This is a genomic window from Mesorhizobium sp. M0317 (assembly GCF_040321555.1).
Taxonomy (GTDB): Bacteria; Pseudomonadota; Alphaproteobacteria; order Rhizobiales; family Rhizobiaceae; genus Mesorhizobium.
Genome location: NZ_JAMYRV010000001.1, coordinates 311,774 through 328,153 on the forward strand (window position 1 = coordinate 311,774; position 16,380 = coordinate 328,153).

Genomic DNA, 16,380 nt, shown 5'->3' on the forward strand with positions numbered 1-16,380 from the left:
CCTTCTCAGCTGCACCCGCTCGTAGAACCGCAGGTGTCGCACTTCTCGCAGGTCCCGTTCCGCACCATTGTGAAGTTGTGGCATTCCGAGCATTCGTTGCCGGTATAGCCCTGCATCAATGATTGCTGACGCCGCGTAGAGGCAAGTGCCTTTGCCTCGGCCGCTTCTTTCGCTGCTTCGTCGGTGAACAGCCCGGTTGGGTCGGCTGCCTCTTCGTAAACGATGTCTTCGACCAATTCCTTGGCCCGCTCCTCATAGTCGCGCTTGTAGGCGATGGCTTCGTCGCTTGCTGGTTTCAGCGCTAGCACGTTGGAGCCCGAGAATGCAGTTGGAGTGACACGGGCAGGGGCCGCAGCGGGTGATCCGGCAAAGCCCTTGGGGTCGCCACCTAAGCCCGTCACCAACTTCACTGGTGACGCGCCGCGGGTAAGGCCCTTCGAGAACGGAGTAGCCTTGCCTTCGTTAATGCCGCGTCCGAGCGCCGTCTTGTCGAAATCCGACTGGTCGACATGGGCGAGGTCGTGGCGGCCGAGATAGGACACGGCAAGCTCGCGGAACACGTAGTCGAGGATCGACGTCGCATTCTTGATCGCGTCGTTGCCCTGCACCATGCCGGCCGGCTCGAACTTGGTGAAGGTGAAGGCCTCGACAAATTCCTCGAGCGGCACGCCATATTGCAGGCCAAGCGAGATGGCGATGGCGAAGTTGTTCATCATCGCCCGGAAGGCAGCGCCTTCCTTGTGCATGTCGATGAAGATCTCGCCGATGCGGCCGTCATCGAATTCGCCCGTGCGCAGGTAGACCTTGTGGCCGCCGACGACCGCTTTCTGGGTGTATCCCTTGCGGCGGTTCGGCAGTTTTTCACGATCGCGATAGAGACGTTCGATGACGCGTTCGACGATCTTCTCGGTCACTTGCACGGCGCGCTGTGAAGCGGGCGCAGCGATCAGCTGCTCGACCGCGTCGTCCTCGTCATCCTCGCTGTCGGCGAGCAGCGACGAATTGAGCGGCTGGGACAGCTTTGAGCCGTCGCGATAGAGCGCGTTGGCCTTCAGCGCCAGCTTCCACGACAGCATGTAGGCGCCCTTGGCGTCTTCCACCGTCGCATCGTTGGGCATGTTGATGGTCTTGGAGATGGCGCCGGAGATGAAGGGCTGTGCCGCCGCCATCATCTGGATGTGGCTGTTGATCGACAGCGAGCGCTTGCCGATCTTGCCGCACGGGCTGGCGCAGTCGAACACCGCCAGATGCTCGGCCTTGAGGAAGGGCGCGCCTTCCAGCGTCATCGCACCGCAGACATGGATGTTGGCGGCCTCGATGTCCTTCCTGGAGAAGCCCAGCGCCGGCAGCATCTCGAACGAGAAGTCGTTGAGCTGCTCATCGGTGAAGCCGAATGTCTCCTTCACCCAGTCGGCGCCCAGCGTCCACTGGTTGAAGACGAACTTGATGTCGAAGGCCGACTTCAGCGCCGCATTGAGCGCCGCGATCTTGTCGTCAGTAAAACCCTTCGCCTTGAGCGAGCCGGGGTTGACCGCCGGCGCCTGGTTCATGTTGCCGTGGCCGACAGCGTAAGCCTCGATCTCGGCGAGCTGGCTCTCGGAATAGCCCAGCGTGCGCAGCGCTTCCGGCACGGCGCGGTTGATGATCTTGAAGTAGCCGCCGCCAGCGAGCTTCTTGAACTTCACCAGCGCGAAGTCGGGCTCGATGCCGGTGGTATCGCAATCCATGACCAGGCCGATCGTGCCGGTCGGCGCAATCACGGTCGCCTGCGCGTTGCGGTAGCCATGCTCTTCGCCGAGTTCGATGGCGCGGTCCCAGGCAGCCTTGGCGTGCGTGGCCAATTCCTGCTGCTTCAGGTCGGACGCGACCAGCGGCACCGGATTGACGGCGAGTTTCTCGTAGCCCTGTTTCTCGCCATAGGCGGCACGGCGATGGTTGCGCATGACGCGCAGCATGTTCTGCGCATTGCGGTCGTAATCGGCGAAGGCGCCGAGCTCGCCGGCCATCTCGGCCGAGGTGGCATAGGCAGTGCCGGTCATGATGGCGGTGAGCGCTGCGCAGATGGCGCGGCCCTCGTCGGAATCATAGGGAATGCCGGACGTCATCAGCAGGCCGCCAATGTTGGCATAGCCGAGGCCGAGCGTGCGGTATTCGTAGGACTGCTTGGCGATCTCCTTCGACGGGAACTGCGCCATCATCACCGAGATTTCGAGGACGACGGTCCACAGCCGCACCGTGTGCTCGTAGGCGGCGATGTCGATCGTGCCGTCGGCATTGCGGTAGGGCAGCAGGTTGATCGAGGCCAGGTTGCAGGCCGTGTCGTCGAGGAACATGTATTCCGAGCACGGATTGGAGGCCCGGATCGCACCGGCCGAAGCGCAGGTGTGCCAGTCGTTCATCGTCGTGTTGAAATGCAGGCCCGGATCGGCCGAAGCCCAGGCGGCGTAGCCGATCTTTTCCCAGAGGTCGCGTGCCTTCAGCGTCTTCAGCACCTTGCCGTCCTTGCGGGCGGTCAGGTGCCAGTCGGCATCGTCCTCGACGGCGCGCAGGAAATTGTCCTTCAGCGACACCGAATTGTTGGAGTTCTGGCCGGAAACGGTGAGGTAGGCATCGGAATCCCAGTCGGTGTCGTAGGTCTTGAACGACATCGAGGTGTAGCCCTGCTTGGCGAACTGGATGACGCGGTAGATGTAGTTCTCCGGCACGGCCGACTTCTTGGCCGCCTTGATCTCGCGCTTCAGCGCGGTGTTGATCGACGGGTCGAAGCAGTCGTCATCATGGCCTTCGCAGTTGATGCAGGCCTTCATGATCGCTTCGAGATGTTTTTTCACGATCTTGGAGCCGGTGACCAGCGACGCCACCTTCTGCTCTTCATTGACCTTCCAGTCGATGAATTCCTCGATATCGGGATGGTCGGCGTCGACAATGACCATTTTCGCCGCGCGGCGCGTGGTGCCGCCCGACTTGATTGCGCCCGCCGCGCGGTCGCCAATCTTGAGGAAGCTCATCAGGCCGGACGAACGGCCGCCGCCGGACAGCTTTTCGCCTTCGCCGCGCAGCATCGAGAAATTGGAGCCGGTGCCCGAGCCGTATTTGAACAGGCGCGCTTCGCGCACCCACAGGTCCATGATGCCGCCTTCGTTGACGAGATCGTCCTGCACGCCCTGGATGAAACAGGCATGTGGCTGCGGATGCTCGTAGGAGGACTTCGACTTGGTCAGCTTGCCGGTAAACGGGTCGACATAATAGTGGCCCTGGCTCGGACCATCGATGCCGTAGGCCCAGTGCAGGCCGGTGTTGAACCATTGCGGCGAGTTCGGCGCAACGCGCTGGGTGGCGAGCATATAGGCGAGTTCGTCGCGGAAGGCGCTCGCGTCTTCTTCCGACTTGAAGTAGCCGCCCTTGTAGCCCCAATAGGTCCAGGTGCCGGCCAGCCGGTCGAAGACCTGGCGGGCGTCGATTTCGGAACCGTAGCGCTCGGCTTCCGGCAGCTTGGCAAGCTCGGCCTCGTCGGCGACGGAGCGCCACAGGAAGGAGGGGACGTCGTTCTCCTCGACCTTCTTCAGGCGCGCGGGCACGCCGGCCTTGCGGAAATACTTCTGCGCCAGGATGTCGGCGGCAACCTGCGAGAACTGCGCCGGCACATCGATATTGTCCAAGCGGAACACCACCGAGCCGTCCGGATTCTTGATCTCCGAAAGCGCCTTGCGGAATTCGATCTCCGCGTAAGCTGATTGGCCTGGCTTGGTGAAACGACGCTCGATGCGCATTGGTCCGGTCCCTTTTGTCTATATATAGCGCTTTTCCCCGGGGATTTCTGCCCCCAATGCGAAACGCGCATGTCCGCCGTCTGCCGGCGTTCGAAAACACCGGCTCTCCTTGTGGCAGTCTTCGTCGCCTTGCTGGTCGAACTTCTTGCGAAGCCGCTGTTCCAACTCTGCGCCGAACCCTGCGGGTCCCTCAAAACTGAATTTTTTCCTCGATTCCCTCGACCGAGGGAAATTCACACTATCTAGCGTCGAACCTGCCTGCAAACACTAAATATAGTGTTAACAGACAATTTATTCCAGTCCGACAAATCTCCCTTTTCCTCCCGAAGCCCCACGATCCAACGCTTCCGCCAGCCTCGTAAACAGGCGGAAATCATGGCCAAAACGCACAAAATCCGGGGAAATGACCGGGCTCGAAACTCTCCGGTCGCGCCCTCAACAAGAGCACATGGCACATAAAAGGCGACTCGGTTTGCGTCGTCAAGGATTCGTTTGCGTAGCTTTTGTGACCCCAACATCTTGTGTGTCACATATGTGGATAACGGGGACAAAAAGCGGCTGAGGGAAGCCCGATTCTGCCGGCGTGGACCGCTGGTGAGCGGTTCACCCGAGACAGGCCCGGCCGGATTCTGGCTCACAGCCTTTTCATTTTAGCTGGCGTGCATTATGTCTTTGGCGTCGCGCGGGGGCGCGTCTTGTCAATTCCAAGAGCATCCGTTACGCCCCGCCCATGACAGTTACCGTCCGTTTTGCCCCCTCACCAACCGGCCGCATTCATATCGGCAATGCCCGCACCGCCTTGTTCAACTGGCTGTTTGCCATGAACAACAAGGGCCGTTTCATCCAGCGCTTCGACGACACAGACATTGCCCGCTCGAGGCAGGAATTTTCCGACGCCATCCTCTACGACCTGCACTGGCTGGGGATTTTTCCCGACGCCACCGAATACCAGTCGCGGCGCTTCGAAACTTACGACGCGGCAGTGGAGCGGCTGCAGAGGGCCGGCGTTGTCTATCCCTGCTACGAGACCCCCGAAGAACTCGACCTGCGCCGCAAGGTGCGCCGCACGCGCGGCCTGCCGCCGGTCTATGGCCGCGAGGCGCTGGCGCTTTCGCAGCAGCAGATCGCCGAATACCGCTCCGATGGCCGCCGGCCGCACTGGCGCTTTCTGCTGCCGAATTTCACCAGCGATCCGCTGCTGCCCGAGCGCACCGAAATGCACTGGAACGATCTGGTGCGCGGCGAGGAAACCGTCGATCTGGCCTCACTGTCCGATCCGGTGCTGCGGCGTGAGGACGGCACTTATCTCTACACGCTGCCTTCGGTCGTCGACGACATCGAGATGGGCGTCACTCATGTCATTCGCGGCGACGACCACGTCACCAACACCGGCGTGCAGATCGCGTTGTTCAAGGCGCTAGGCGCCGAGCCGCCTGTCTTCGGCCACCACAATCTCTTGACCACGGCCTCGGGCGAGGGCCTGTCGAAGCGCAGCGGTGCGCTGTCGATCGAAAGCCTGCGCGAGGAGGGCATCGAACCGATGGCTGTGGCTTCGCTGGCCGTCCTTGTCGGCACCTCGGAAAATGTCGCAGCGGTGCATGACATGCCGGCACTGGCCGCGCGCTTCGATCCCGCCGCCACGTCGAAATCGGCGGCCAAATTCGACCCGGACGAGCTGTTCGTGCTCAATCGTGCGCTCATGCACCACATGCCGTTTTCCGAGGCGCGGGATCGGCTGATCGTGCTCGGCATCTCCGGCGACAAGGCCGAGCCGTTCTGGTTGGCGGTGCGCGGCAATCTCGACCGGCTGAGCGACGCGGTCGGCTGGTGGCGCATCCTTGCCGACGGCCCGCAGCCCGCGCCGGAATTTTCCGACGAGGATCGCGACTTCCTGCAGCAGGCCTTCGACCTGTTGCCGGAAGAGCCGTGGACCGGTACGGTCTGGAAAGACTGGACGGCCAGGATCAGGGAAGCCAGCGGCCGCAAGGGCAAGGCGCTGTTCATGCCGCTCAGGCTGGCGCTTACCGGACTTGCTTCCGGGCCGGAGCTTGCAGATCTATTGCCGCTGCTGGGTCGGGAAGGAACGCTGGCCCGACGACCCTGACCTTGCGCTGGTCCGGCGGGATCAGCGACACCGGCGACACCACCGGCTTGACGGCAAGGCGCTTGATGGCGGCGCGGTCGAGCCCGCCTTGTACGTTCGCCAGCGTCTCCGGATCCGCGCCCGGATCGGGTTTGGCCGCCGGCACCGGAATGAACGGCGTGGTCTCAATATCGGGCTGAAACTGCTCGGGCGGTGGCGGGTTACCGCCGATGATCTTGAAATTTCCGGCCTGCGCGTTGCAGCCACATGCCTGCGGCCGCGACTGGTTGGGTTGTTTGTAGAGATAAGCGGTAGGCAACTCGCTGTAGGGCCTCCCGGTCACCGACGACGTCATGTTGGCCGAATCGTCTTCCATGCCGCGCGAATAGAACACCTGCATTTCGGTGCCGGGGCAGCTCGATTCGCAATTCTTCTGGTCGCGCTCGAAATCGCCGAGCGAAGCCGAGTTCGACATCGGGAAGAAATAGCCGTCGCAGGTGCGCACGCAGCTCGTATGGAACTCGCCGCCGACCGTCGGGAAATCCGGCACGCCGGGCTGATTGAGCACCCGGCGCACATTGCGCTCCTCGCCGGGATCATCGGGCTGATCGAGCGTGTCGATCTGCCGGTTGCCGCCGAAAAGCTGGTCGAACAGATTGCCGTCGTCGGGTTCGCGGCTGGCTTCCTGCAGCGGCTCCCGGCGCGGCGCGGGCTCGTCGCGGCAGCCATTGGCGTCGAGCGCGGCCAGGATGCGGCCGCGGTCGCCCCGCGAGCCGCCGCCGGCAAGCTGCGCGCGCTTGGCTTGCAACGCATCGAGATTGGCGTTCATGCGATCGATGCTGCTGTTCAGCGCAGCACATTGGCTGACATTGCGCGAAAACAGCGAAAACCCGCAATTCGCATCGCTCGCACGACCGCGCACCTTTGATAGCTGTTCGAACTGGCGGGAGATGGCCTTGTCATACTTCCGCACCATGCTGGAATTGCCGCCGCCATTCGATGAAGAAGCAAGCTCGGCTTCCAGTTGACGGCAAACGCGGGAGGCGGCCTGCGGTTCAGTGGTGGCGACGGCCGAAAGCACAAGCGCGCCGAGCAGCGCAGCCAGATGCTTCAGCCTCCATCGTCCGCCCGTCATTGGCCGAAACCCCGCTTGCCTGCCTGTCTACCGGATTCGCGGTTAACCGTTCCCTCAACCTACAACCAAAGATGGTCTTAGCCCATAGACGCGTTGCAGGAGGCGTTTGGATAGAGCGGCAACTGTGCGATCTCACCGCTGCATGAAAAAGGCGCAATCGCCCCGGAATTATCCCACGATCCAGCAATGCCCCGGGGACCTGGCATGACCGCGATTACCCGTCGAACCGCACTGCAGTTCGGCCTCCTGTGCCTGGCGGCGCCCGCAGCCTTGGCGCAGGAAAATCCAGCCGCTCCGGACTGGCGCAGCAAATTGGTCGAAGCCGCGCGTGAGCAGATCGGCGTCACCACCTTCTACGACCCGGCCTATGTCCGCCTCGGCTATCCCGGCGGCGACGTCGCGCCGGATAGGGGCGTGTGCACGGATGTCATCGTGCGCGCCTATCGCCGCGCCTTCAATCTCGACCTGCAGAAACTGGTGCATGAGGATATGGCCGCCAATTTCGCCGCCTACCCCAAGACCTGGGGCCTGAAAGCGACCGACCGCAACATCGACCACCGACGGGTCGGCAATCTTGCCGCATTTTTCGGGCGCAACGGAGTTTCCTTGCCCGCCAGCGAGTATCCTCCCGACTTTCAGCCGGGCGATATCGTCACCCAGATGCTGCCCGGCAACCTGCCGCACATCATCATCGTCTCATCCGAACGCTCGGCGGACGTGCCGGAACGAGCGCTGGTCATCCACAATATCGGGGCGGGCGCCCGCGAGGAGGACACGCTGTTCGCCTTCAAGCAGACCGGGCATTACCGCTTCGCGCCTGCGTGAGAAACTCAGCCGAAATGAACCACCGCCTGCGCCTTGTGCGCCGCCTCGACCACCGCAAGCGCCGTCATGTTGACGACGCCGCGCGAGGTCACTGACGGGGTCAAAATATGCGCCGGCTTGTCGGTGCCAAGCAGGATCGGCCCGACATGCAGCGCGTCCATCATCGTGCGCAGCGCGGTCAGCGTGATGTTGGCGGAGTCGAGGTTGGGGAACACCAGGAGATTGGCTTCGCCCTTCAGCCGCGAATGCGGATAGACGCGCTGGCGCAGATGCTCCGACAGGGCTGAATCGGCATGCATCTCGCCGTCGCATTGCAGGTCGGGCGCAACGCGCGCCAGGATCGCCGCCGCCTGCCGCATCTTCAGCGCGCTGGGAGAATCGCGCGAGCCGAAATCCGAATGCGACAGCAGCGCTGCCTTCGGCTCGATGCCGAAGCGCTGGATTTCCTCGGCCGCCAGAATGGTCATTTCCGCGATCTCCTCGGCCGTCGGGTCGACCGAGACATGGGTGTCGGTAAGGAAGATGATGCCGCGTTGGGAGATCAGCATCGACAGCGTCGACAGGTCGCGGTCCTTGACGCCTGCGCGTGGTCCGATGACCAGCGTCACATTGCGCAGATGCCGCTCGAAACGGCCCTCGAGGCCGCAGATCATGGCGTCGGCATCGCCGCGCTTCAGCGCCAGTGCCGCAATCACCGTATTGTCGGTGCGCACCATGGTGCGCGCGGCCTCCGTCGTCACGCCGCGCCGGCCGGCAAGCTCGATCAACAGGTCGACATAATGGCGGTAGCGCGGATCGTCCTCAGGGTTGATCAGGCCGAAATCGACGCCCGGCTTGATACGCAGGCCGTAGCGCTTCAGCCTGACCTCGATGACATGCGGGCGGCCGATCAGGATCGGCTCGGCAATGCCTTCCTCCAGCACCACCTGGGCTGCGCGCAGCACGCGCTCGTCCTCGCCGTCGGCATAGATGACGCGCTTGGCGGTCGACGCCTTGGCCGACGAAAACACCGGCTTCATCACCAGGCCGGAGCGGAAGACGAAGCGGTTGAGCTGGTCGATATAGGCGGCGAAGTCGGTGATCGGCCGGGTCGCGACGCCGGTGTCGCAGGCAGCCTTGGCCACCGCCGGCGCGATGCGCAGGATCAGGCGGGGATCGAAGGGCGAGGGGATAAGGAAGTCGGGTCCGAAGATCGGCGTCTCGCCGGAATAGGCGCGGGCGGCGACGTCGGATGGTTCTTCGCGGGCAAGCGCGGCGATCGCCCGGACCGCGGCCATCTTCATCTCCTCGTTGATGGCGCTGGCGCCGCAATCCAGCGCACCGCGGAAGATGTAAGGAAAACAAAGCACGTTGTTGACCTGATTGGGGAAATCGGAACGGCCGGTGCAGATCATCGCGTCGGGACGAGCGGCGCGCGCGACCTCCGGCATGATCTCGGGATTGGGGTTGGCCAGCGCCAGGATCAACGGCTTAGGCGCCATATGATCAAGCAATTCCGGCTTCAGCACGCCGGCGGCCGACAGGCCGAGAAAAACGTCGGCGCCAGGGATCACATCGGCCAGCGTGCGCGCCTCGGTGTCCTTCACATAGGGGTCTTTCCAGCGATCCATCTCGTCGGTGCGGCCCTTGTAGGCGACGCCGAAGCGGTCGGTGACCCAGATGTTCTCTACCTTGGCGCCAAGCGAGACCAACAGGTTGAGGCAGGCGAGCGCTGCCGCACCGGCGCCTGAGGTGACGATCTTGATGTCGGAAATGGTCTTGCCGGCGAATTCCAGCCCGTTGAGCACCGCGGCGGCGACGATGATGGCGGTGCCATGCTGGTCGTCATGGAAGACGGGAATGCCCATGCGGGCCTTCAACTGCGCCTCGACCTCGAAGCATTCGGGCGCCTTGATGTCCTCGAGATTGATGCCGCCGAATGTCGGTTCCAGCGCCGAGATCGTCTCGACCATGCGCTCTATGCCCGGCGCGTCGATCTCGATGTCGAAGACGTCGATGCCGGCGAATTTCTTGAACAGCACCGCCTTGCCTTCCATCACCGGCTTGGAGGCGAGCGGGCCGATATTGCCGAGCCCGAGCACGGCCGAGCCGTTGGAGACGACGCCGACCAGATTGGCGCGCGCTGTATAATCGGCCGCGGTTGCCGGATTGTCGCGGATTTCGAGGCAGGGCGCGGCAACACCCGGCGAATAGGCCAACGCCAGGTCGCGCTGGTTGCCGAGCGGCTTGGTCGCCTGGATCTCGAGCTTTCCCGGCCTTGGATGCTTGTGGAAGTAGAGGGCGGCTTCGTCGAGGTCCGAACGTGCCGTTTTCTTGTTCTCGCCTTCCATGCGGCCGCTCCCTCAAACCTGCTTTGCAGCCTTTTAGCACGCAAAAATGGTTTTTCGCGACGCCAAATGACGCAAGGGCGGCTAAAACAACCCGGTCCGGAAAGATCGAACTATTTCAGATGATTGCGCTGAAATCCTGCCGATTATCCATCGAGCCCTTCAGAACGCGCTGACATAGAGGCCGCCATCGACCGGGATGTTCTGGCCGGTGAGATAACCGGCATGGACCGAGCACAGAAAGGCGCAGATCTGGCCGAACTCTTCCGGCGTGCCGAGCCGCTTGGCCGGAACGTCGGCGCTGATGCGGGTCTTGCGCGCTGCGGCCGCTGCCGGGTCTTCCATCGTGCCGGCCTCATGCGGGCCGCGCAGCCGGTCGGTGTCGAGCTTGCCCGGCAGCAGGCTGTTGATGGTGACGTTGCGGTCGATCACCGTGCGCGCCACGCCGGCCAGGAACGAGGTCAGCCCGGCTCGCGCGCCGGACGACAGATCGAGGCCGGGAATCGGGACGTAGACCGACAGCGAGGTGATGTTGACGATGCGGCCGAAGCCGCGCATGGCCATGCCGTCGATGACGGCCTGCACCAGTTCGATCGGCGTCACCATGTTCTGCGTCACGCCTTCGAGGATCTTTGCGCGGTCGAGTTCGCGGAAATCGCGCAAGGGCGGGCCGCCATTGTTGTTGACCAGGATATCCGGGTCGGGGCAGGCGGCAAGGAGCGCGTGCTGCACGTCGGGTTTCGAGACGTCGCCGACGATCTCGGTCACCTTCACGCCGTAGCGTTCGCGGAGTTCGGCTGCGGTTTTTGCCAGCAGCTCGGCATTGCGGCCGTTGACAACGAGATCGCAGCCGGCCTCGGCCAGCGCCATGGCGCAGCCGCGGCCCAGCCCCTTGCTCGATGCGCAGACGATGGCCTTCTTGCCCTTGATGCCGAGATCCATGACGATTTTCTCCTGTGAATGGCGCGGCACGCTAGCCCTTTGGCTGGCCCAATCGCAACCGTCATACGGTTGTTGCATGAATCGGGGCATAGCCTGCGCGAAAGCAACGGTGACGATCTGATGTCCGGTACAGAAACCCGCACTTTCCGCAGCATGTTCATATCCGACCTGCATCTCGGATCGAAGGCGGCCAAGGCCGAGTTCCTGATCGATTTCCTGCGGTATCACGACGCCGATATCATCTATCTCGTCGGTGATATCGTCGACGGCTGGCGGCTGCGGCGCAGCTGGCATTGGCCGCAGAGCCACAATGACGTCGTCCAGAAACTGCTGCGCAAGGCGCGCAAGGGCGCCTCGATCACCTATATCGCCGGCAATCACGACGAATTCGCGCGCCAGTTCCAAGGCGTGCATTTCGGCGGCATCGTCGTTGCCGACCGCGCCATCCACGAAACCGCCGATGGCAGGCGCCTGCTGGTCATCCACGGCGACCAGTTCGATACCGTCGTCCACAATGCACGCTGGCTGGCCTACCTCGGCGACTACGCCTATGACGCCGCGATGATGGTCAACCGCGTGGTGACGAAGCTCCGCCATTTGCTGGGTCTCCCTTACTGGTCGTTCTCGTCCTGGGCTAAGGTCAAGGTCAAGAAGGCGGTCAACTTCATCGGTTCGTTCCAGACCGTGCTGACTGAGGAGGCCCGCCGCTCGCATGTCGACGGCGTCATCTGCGGCCACATCCATCACGCCGCGATCGAGACTTATGAGAATGTGCAGTACATCAACACCGGCGACTGGGTGGAGAGCTGCACGGCGGTGGTCGAACATTTCGACGGCAAGATGGAGATCATCCACTGGGCGCTGGTGCTGCCCGAAGCACCGGACGAGCCGTTCATCCCCTTGCTGATCGAAGACAGGGTCGTCGAAGCGGCATAACCCTCCTGTTAATCGACTGGTCCAGGCAGTTTCGGACCGCTTTCGCGCATGTTAAGGGATCGATCTGCGTTGCAGCCCTTTGTGCAGCGTAATTGGATCGATTCATGTCGCTGCCGCCGCTCTCGCCTGAACAACTCGTCAAACCGCGCCATTTCGAACTGCGTATGAGCCTGATCTTCGCGACATTGTTCGTGTCGCTGGGAACGCATGTGCCTTATTTCCCGCTGTGGCTGCATGCCCAGGGTTTCCACGCCGAGCAGATCGCCATCATCCTGGCGGCGCCGATGTTCCTGCGCGTGGTGACGACGCCGCTGCTGACCGCGCTGGCGGACCGGGCGAAGGACAGGGCCGATGTCTATATTGCGCTGGTGGCCGCGACGATGGTGCTTTCCGCCGGCTATTTCCTCAACCCGACCTACGCCATGGTGCTTGCCGTATCGCTGGCGCTGACGGTGGTGTGGACGCCGCATTCGCCGATCGCCGATTCGCTCGCGCTGTCGGGTGTGCGCCGCTTCGGCTCGAACTACACCGCGATGCGCAAATGGGGCTCGATATCCTATCTCTGCGCCAATGTCGCAGGCGGCTTTATCCTCGCCTGGACGAGCCCGCAGGCCGTGCCGGTAATCATCTTTGCGGCATTGTCTGCCGCGCTCGTCGCCGGATTGCTGGCGCCGCGGCTTGGCCGCCCGCGCCGGGCTTCGCCGCTATCTGCCGCCGACATCCAGCATCAGGCGCCGAGCCTTCTCAATCCGTATTTCCTGTATTTCACCCTCGGCGTCGGCATCATCACCGCCAGCCATGCCTTCCTCTACGGCTTTGTCTCAATCTACTGGAAATCGGTCGGCATCAGCGATTCCGTCGTTGGCCTGCTGTGGGCCTGGGGCGTGGTGGCCGAGGTCTGCATGTTCGTGTTTTTCGACCGTATTTTTGCCTCCGTCTCAGTCGTCAAGGTGATGCTGATCGCCGGCGTCGGCTCCATCGTGCGCTGGATCGCCTTTCCGTTGATCTGGCCACTCGGGCTTGGCGTTGCCGGTTTCTTCGGCGTCCAGACCCTGCATTCGGTGTCGGTGGCGATGGTGTTGATCGGCCTGCAGAAGATGATCGGCGAAACGGTTTCGGAAGAACGCACGGGTGCGGCGCAAGGCATCGCCTATTTCTTCAACGGCTTCTTCATGGCGGCGGTGACGCTGGCGTCCGGCCCGCTTTATGAGCGCTACGGCGTCGACGGCTTCCTGGCGATGATCCCGATCGCCATCATCGGCCTGGCGCTGATCGGGCTCGCCGCGCGTTCAGCCCCACAGCATCCTGTCAGGCGGTGACACCAGCGACCCCTGGTAGACGAGCCCGGGCTGGCGGTCGCGGGCAAGCAGCAGCGGGCCGTCGAGGTCGACGAACTCGGCGCCCTGTGCAAGCAACACAGCCGGCGCCATCGCCAGCGACGTGCCGACCATGCAGCCGACCATCACGCCGAATCCCAGCTCCCGGGCGCGGTTGCGAAGGGTAAGGGCGGCGGTCAGGCCGCCGGATTTGTCGAGCTTGATGTTGACGGCGTCATAGAGGCCGACAAGCGCTTCGAGGTCCTTCGCCTCGTGGACGCTTTCGTCTGCGCAGATCGGCACCGGATGCGCGATGTGGCGCAGGATGGCATCATGGCCGGCGGGAAGCGGCTGTTCGATCAGGGCTATGCCATGTTCGGCGGCGAAAGCGAGATTCTCGATGATGTTGGCATCGGTCCAGCCTTCATTGGCGTCGAGGATGATGCGGCTGTCGGGCGCCGCTTCGGTCACGGCGCGGATGCGGGCCAAGTCGTTGTCGCCGCCGATCTTGACCTTGAGCAGCGGCCGCCCGGCATTGGCGCGGGCTTGCGCCGCCATCGCCTCCGGCTCGCCCAGCGACAGCGTGTAGGCCGTCACCAGCGCCGACAAGGGCACAGCGTGGATGGCGTCTGCGACCCCAACGCCGCTGATCTTGGCCTCCAGGTCCCACAAGGCGCAATCGATGGCGTTGCGGGCAGCACCCGCCGGCATCGCATCGAGCAGGTCCTTGCGGCTGATGCCGCCTTCTATCTGCCGGCGCATGGCCTCGGTGGCGTCGCGCACCCCCTCCATGGTCTCGCCATAGCGCTTGTAGGGGACGCATTCGCCCCATCCGCGATTGTCCCCATCGCTGATCGTGCAGGTAATGACTTCGGCTTCGGTCTTCGACCCGCGCGAGATGGTGAAGGTGCCGGCAATGGGAAAACGCTCGGCCTCAACCGAAATGACACGCGCCATAATTTTCTGCTCCGGCTATGCGACAACGCGTCGTCGGCAAATCGACAGGTACGACCCGTCAGGCTAAACAGGACGCCATGTTGACCATCGGCAAACGCGACGCAAGCGGCAACGCCGCCAAGGAGGCCGACCACCAGCCCCGCGTTGCGGTCGGCGAGGAGGGCGGCGTCCTCGGCTGCGCTTTCTCCGGCATCTGGACGACGACGACAGTGGCGCTGATCGACGCCGAGATGCGCAAGATCGAGCAGCGCAAAGGCTTCCAGACGCTCGCTTTGGATCTTTCCCACATCGAGAAGATGGACACCGCCGGCGCCTGGCTGATCGATCGCCTGGTCAGCGTCTTCGAAAAGAAGGGTGTCGAGATCAAGATGCAGGGGCAAAGCGATGTCGCCTCGATCCTGCTCGGCGCCGTTGGCGAAGCTGTCCGGCGCGAGCCCGAATCGCGCGGCGTCCGGCGCCCCAACATCATCCTCCGCGGGCTGGAGGCCGTCGGCCGCCGCATCTATGAGATGCGCGACGATTTCCTCGCCTCGATGAACATCCTCGGCGCCACCATCGGCGGCGCCCAGATGAAGCTCGGGCGCGGCCATGCCATCAATCCGGCGGCGATCTTCAACCAGATCGATCGCATGGGGGTCGGCGCCATCCCGGTGGTGGTGCTGATGTCGGCGATCGTCGGCGCCATCGTCGCCCAGCAGGGCGCCTACCAGCTCAATTATTTCGGCGCCAACATTTTCGTTGTCGATCTGGTCGGCGTGCTGATCCTGCGCGAACTCGGCGTGCTGATGACCGCCATCATGATCGCCGGCCGCTCCGGCAGCGCCATCACCGCCGAGATCGGCTCGATGAAGATGCGCGAGGAGGTCGACGCGCTGAAGGTCATCGGCCTCAACCCGATCGGCGTGCTGGTGTTTCCGCGCCTGGTGGCGCTGGTGATCGCGCTGCCCTGTCTCACCATCGTCGCCAATTTTGCCGCTCTTGGCGGCGGCATCCTAGCCGCCTGGCTTTATTCCGGTATTGCGCCGACGGCCTTCATCGACCGGCTGCGCGGGGCAATCGATATCAGCACCATCTTCGCCGGGCTGATCAAGGCGCCGTTCATGGCCATGATCATCGGTACCATTGCTTCCGTAGAAGGCATGAAGGTCGGCGGCAGCGCCGAATCGCTGGGTCTGCACGTCACCGCCTCGGTTGTGAAATCGATCTTCGTCGTCATCATCCTCGATGGCCTTTTTGCCATCTTCTACGCATCGATCGAGTTCTGACATGATGCACAGAAACTCAAAGGCGACCAAAGCTGTGCAGGGAATGGAAGAAGACGATATCGTGCTGTCGGTGCGCGATATCACCGTTTCCCTGGACGACAAGCTGATCCTCGACAAACTGGCGCTCGACATCAAGCGCGGCGAAATCCTCGGTTTCGTCGGCGCCTCGGGCGCCGGCAAATCGGTGCTGCTGCGCACGATTCTCGGCCTGCTGCACAAGCAGTCCGGCACGATCAAGCTGTTTGGTCTCGACCTCGAAAAGGCCAGCGACATCGAACGGTTGCGCATCGATATGCGGCTTGGCGTGCTTTTCCAGCACGGCGCCCTGTTTTCGGCGTTGACCGTGCAGGAAAACGTGCAGGTGCCGATGCGCGAATATCTCGATCTGCCGAAGAAACTGATGGACGAGCTGGCCTTGCTCAAGATCGAACTGGTCGGCCTGCCGCCGGACGCCGCGCAAAAATTTCCCTCGGAGCTTTCGGGCGGCATGATCAAGCGCGCCGCCCTGGCGCGGGCGCTGGCGCTCGACCCCGACATTGTCTTCCTCGACGAGCCGACTTCCGGCCTCGACCCGATCAGCGCGTCCGAATTCGACGAACTGGTGGTCAAGCTGCGCGATACGATGGATCTGACGGTCTATATGGTGACGCACGATCTCGACACGCTGTTTACCGCTTGCGACCGCGTGGCGGTGCTCGGCAACAAGAAAATCCTGGTCGAAGGCACGATCGACGACATGCTGAAAAGCGAAGAACCGTGGGTCAAATCCTATTTCCGCGGAAAACGCGCTCGGCAACTTGATCTTGCCGCGCGCGCATAGACAT

At 63.0% G+C, this 16,380-nt stretch carries 11 protein-coding genes; 6 read left to right on the forward strand and 5 right to left on the reverse strand.

The window, feature by feature from the left end; genetic code table 11:
* Positions 1-5: 5 nt before the first annotated feature.
* Positions 6-3,770, reverse strand: coding sequence for a vitamin B12-dependent ribonucleotide reductase (locus NKI88_RS01630; RefSeq protein ID WP_352653597.1), 3,765 nt, complete (start codon positions 3,768-3,770; stop codon positions 6-8).
* 730 nt (positions 3,771-4,500) lie between these two features.
* Here NKI88_RS01630 and gltX point away from each other — a divergent pair.
* Positions 4,501-5,874, forward strand: a complete 1,374-nt coding sequence (gene gltX, locus NKI88_RS01635) for a glutamate--tRNA ligase (protein ID WP_352653598.1) — start codon at positions 4,501-4,503, stop codon at positions 5,872-5,874.
* On the opposite strand, the gene NKI88_RS01640 is transcribed toward gltX, so the two are convergent.
* The gene (locus tag NKI88_RS01640; protein ID WP_352653599.1) at positions 5,792-6,988 is read right to left on the reverse strand and encodes a DUF2865 domain-containing protein; all 1,197 of its coding nucleotides are present in this window, start codon (positions 6,986-6,988) and stop codon (positions 5,792-5,794) included. The two genes, gltX and NKI88_RS01640, sit on opposite strands and share 83 nt — an antisense overlap.
* Before the next feature lie 204 nt (positions 6,989-7,192).
* Here NKI88_RS01640 and NKI88_RS01645 point away from each other — a divergent pair, with 204 nt between their 5' ends.
* A complete protein-coding gene (locus NKI88_RS01645; RefSeq protein ID WP_352653600.1) occupies positions 7,193-7,813 on the forward strand; it encodes a DUF1287 domain-containing protein in 621 nt (206 codons plus the stop codon).
* Between the two features lie 5 nt (positions 7,814-7,818).
* Here NKI88_RS01645 and NKI88_RS01650 read toward each other — a convergent pair whose 3' ends face one another.
* Together NKI88_RS01650 and NKI88_RS01655 are read right to left on the reverse strand one after the other, a co-directional pair.
* Positions 7,819-10,143 carry an NADP-dependent malic enzyme gene (locus tag NKI88_RS01650; RefSeq protein WP_023684938.1) on the reverse strand — a complete coding sequence of 775 codons (2,325 nt, stop codon included), beginning with the start codon at positions 10,141-10,143 and terminating at the stop codon, positions 7,819-7,821.
* A 159-nt stretch (positions 10,144-10,302) separates the two neighbouring features.
* Positions 10,303-11,082 carry an SDR family oxidoreductase gene (locus NKI88_RS01655; RefSeq protein ID WP_023746000.1) on the reverse strand — a complete coding sequence of 260 codons (780 nt, stop codon included), beginning with the start codon at positions 11,080-11,082 and terminating at the stop codon, positions 10,303-10,305.
* Positions 11,083-11,202: 120 nt separating this feature from the next.
* Here NKI88_RS01655 and NKI88_RS01660 point away from each other — a divergent pair, with 120 nt between their 5' ends.
* Positions 11,203-12,018: a UDP-2,3-diacylglucosamine diphosphatase gene (locus tag NKI88_RS01660; RefSeq protein WP_023746001.1), complete on the forward strand. Its 816-nt coding sequence runs from the start codon at positions 11,203-11,205 to the stop codon at positions 12,016-12,018.
* A gap of 104 nt (positions 12,019-12,122) precedes the next feature.
* Positions 12,123-13,337 carry an MFS transporter gene (locus NKI88_RS01665; RefSeq protein WP_352653601.1) on the forward strand — a complete coding sequence of 405 codons (1,215 nt, stop codon included), beginning with the start codon at positions 12,123-12,125 and terminating at the stop codon, positions 13,335-13,337.
* On the opposite strand, the gene dgcA is transcribed toward NKI88_RS01665, so the two are convergent.
* The gene (dgcA, locus tag NKI88_RS01670; protein ID WP_352653602.1) at positions 13,308-14,291 is read right to left on the reverse strand and encodes an N-acetyl-D-Glu racemase DgcA; all 984 of its coding nucleotides are present in this window, start codon (positions 14,289-14,291) and stop codon (positions 13,308-13,310) included. The two genes, NKI88_RS01665 and dgcA, sit on opposite strands and share 30 nt — an antisense overlap.
* Positions 14,292-14,368: 77 nt before the next feature.
* Between dgcA and NKI88_RS01675 the strand changes: the two genes are divergently transcribed.
* Entirely contained in the window at positions 14,369-15,556 is a 1,188-nt protein-coding gene (locus tag NKI88_RS01675; protein ID WP_023708615.1) for an MlaE family ABC transporter permease, read from the forward strand.
* Position 15,557: 1 nt separating this feature from the next.
* Positions 15,558-16,376 carry an ABC transporter ATP-binding protein gene (locus tag NKI88_RS01680; RefSeq protein ID WP_488377171.1) on the forward strand — a complete coding sequence of 273 codons (819 nt, stop codon included), beginning with the start codon at positions 15,558-15,560 and terminating at the stop codon, positions 16,374-16,376.
* Positions 16,377-16,380: the final 4 nt, after the last annotated feature.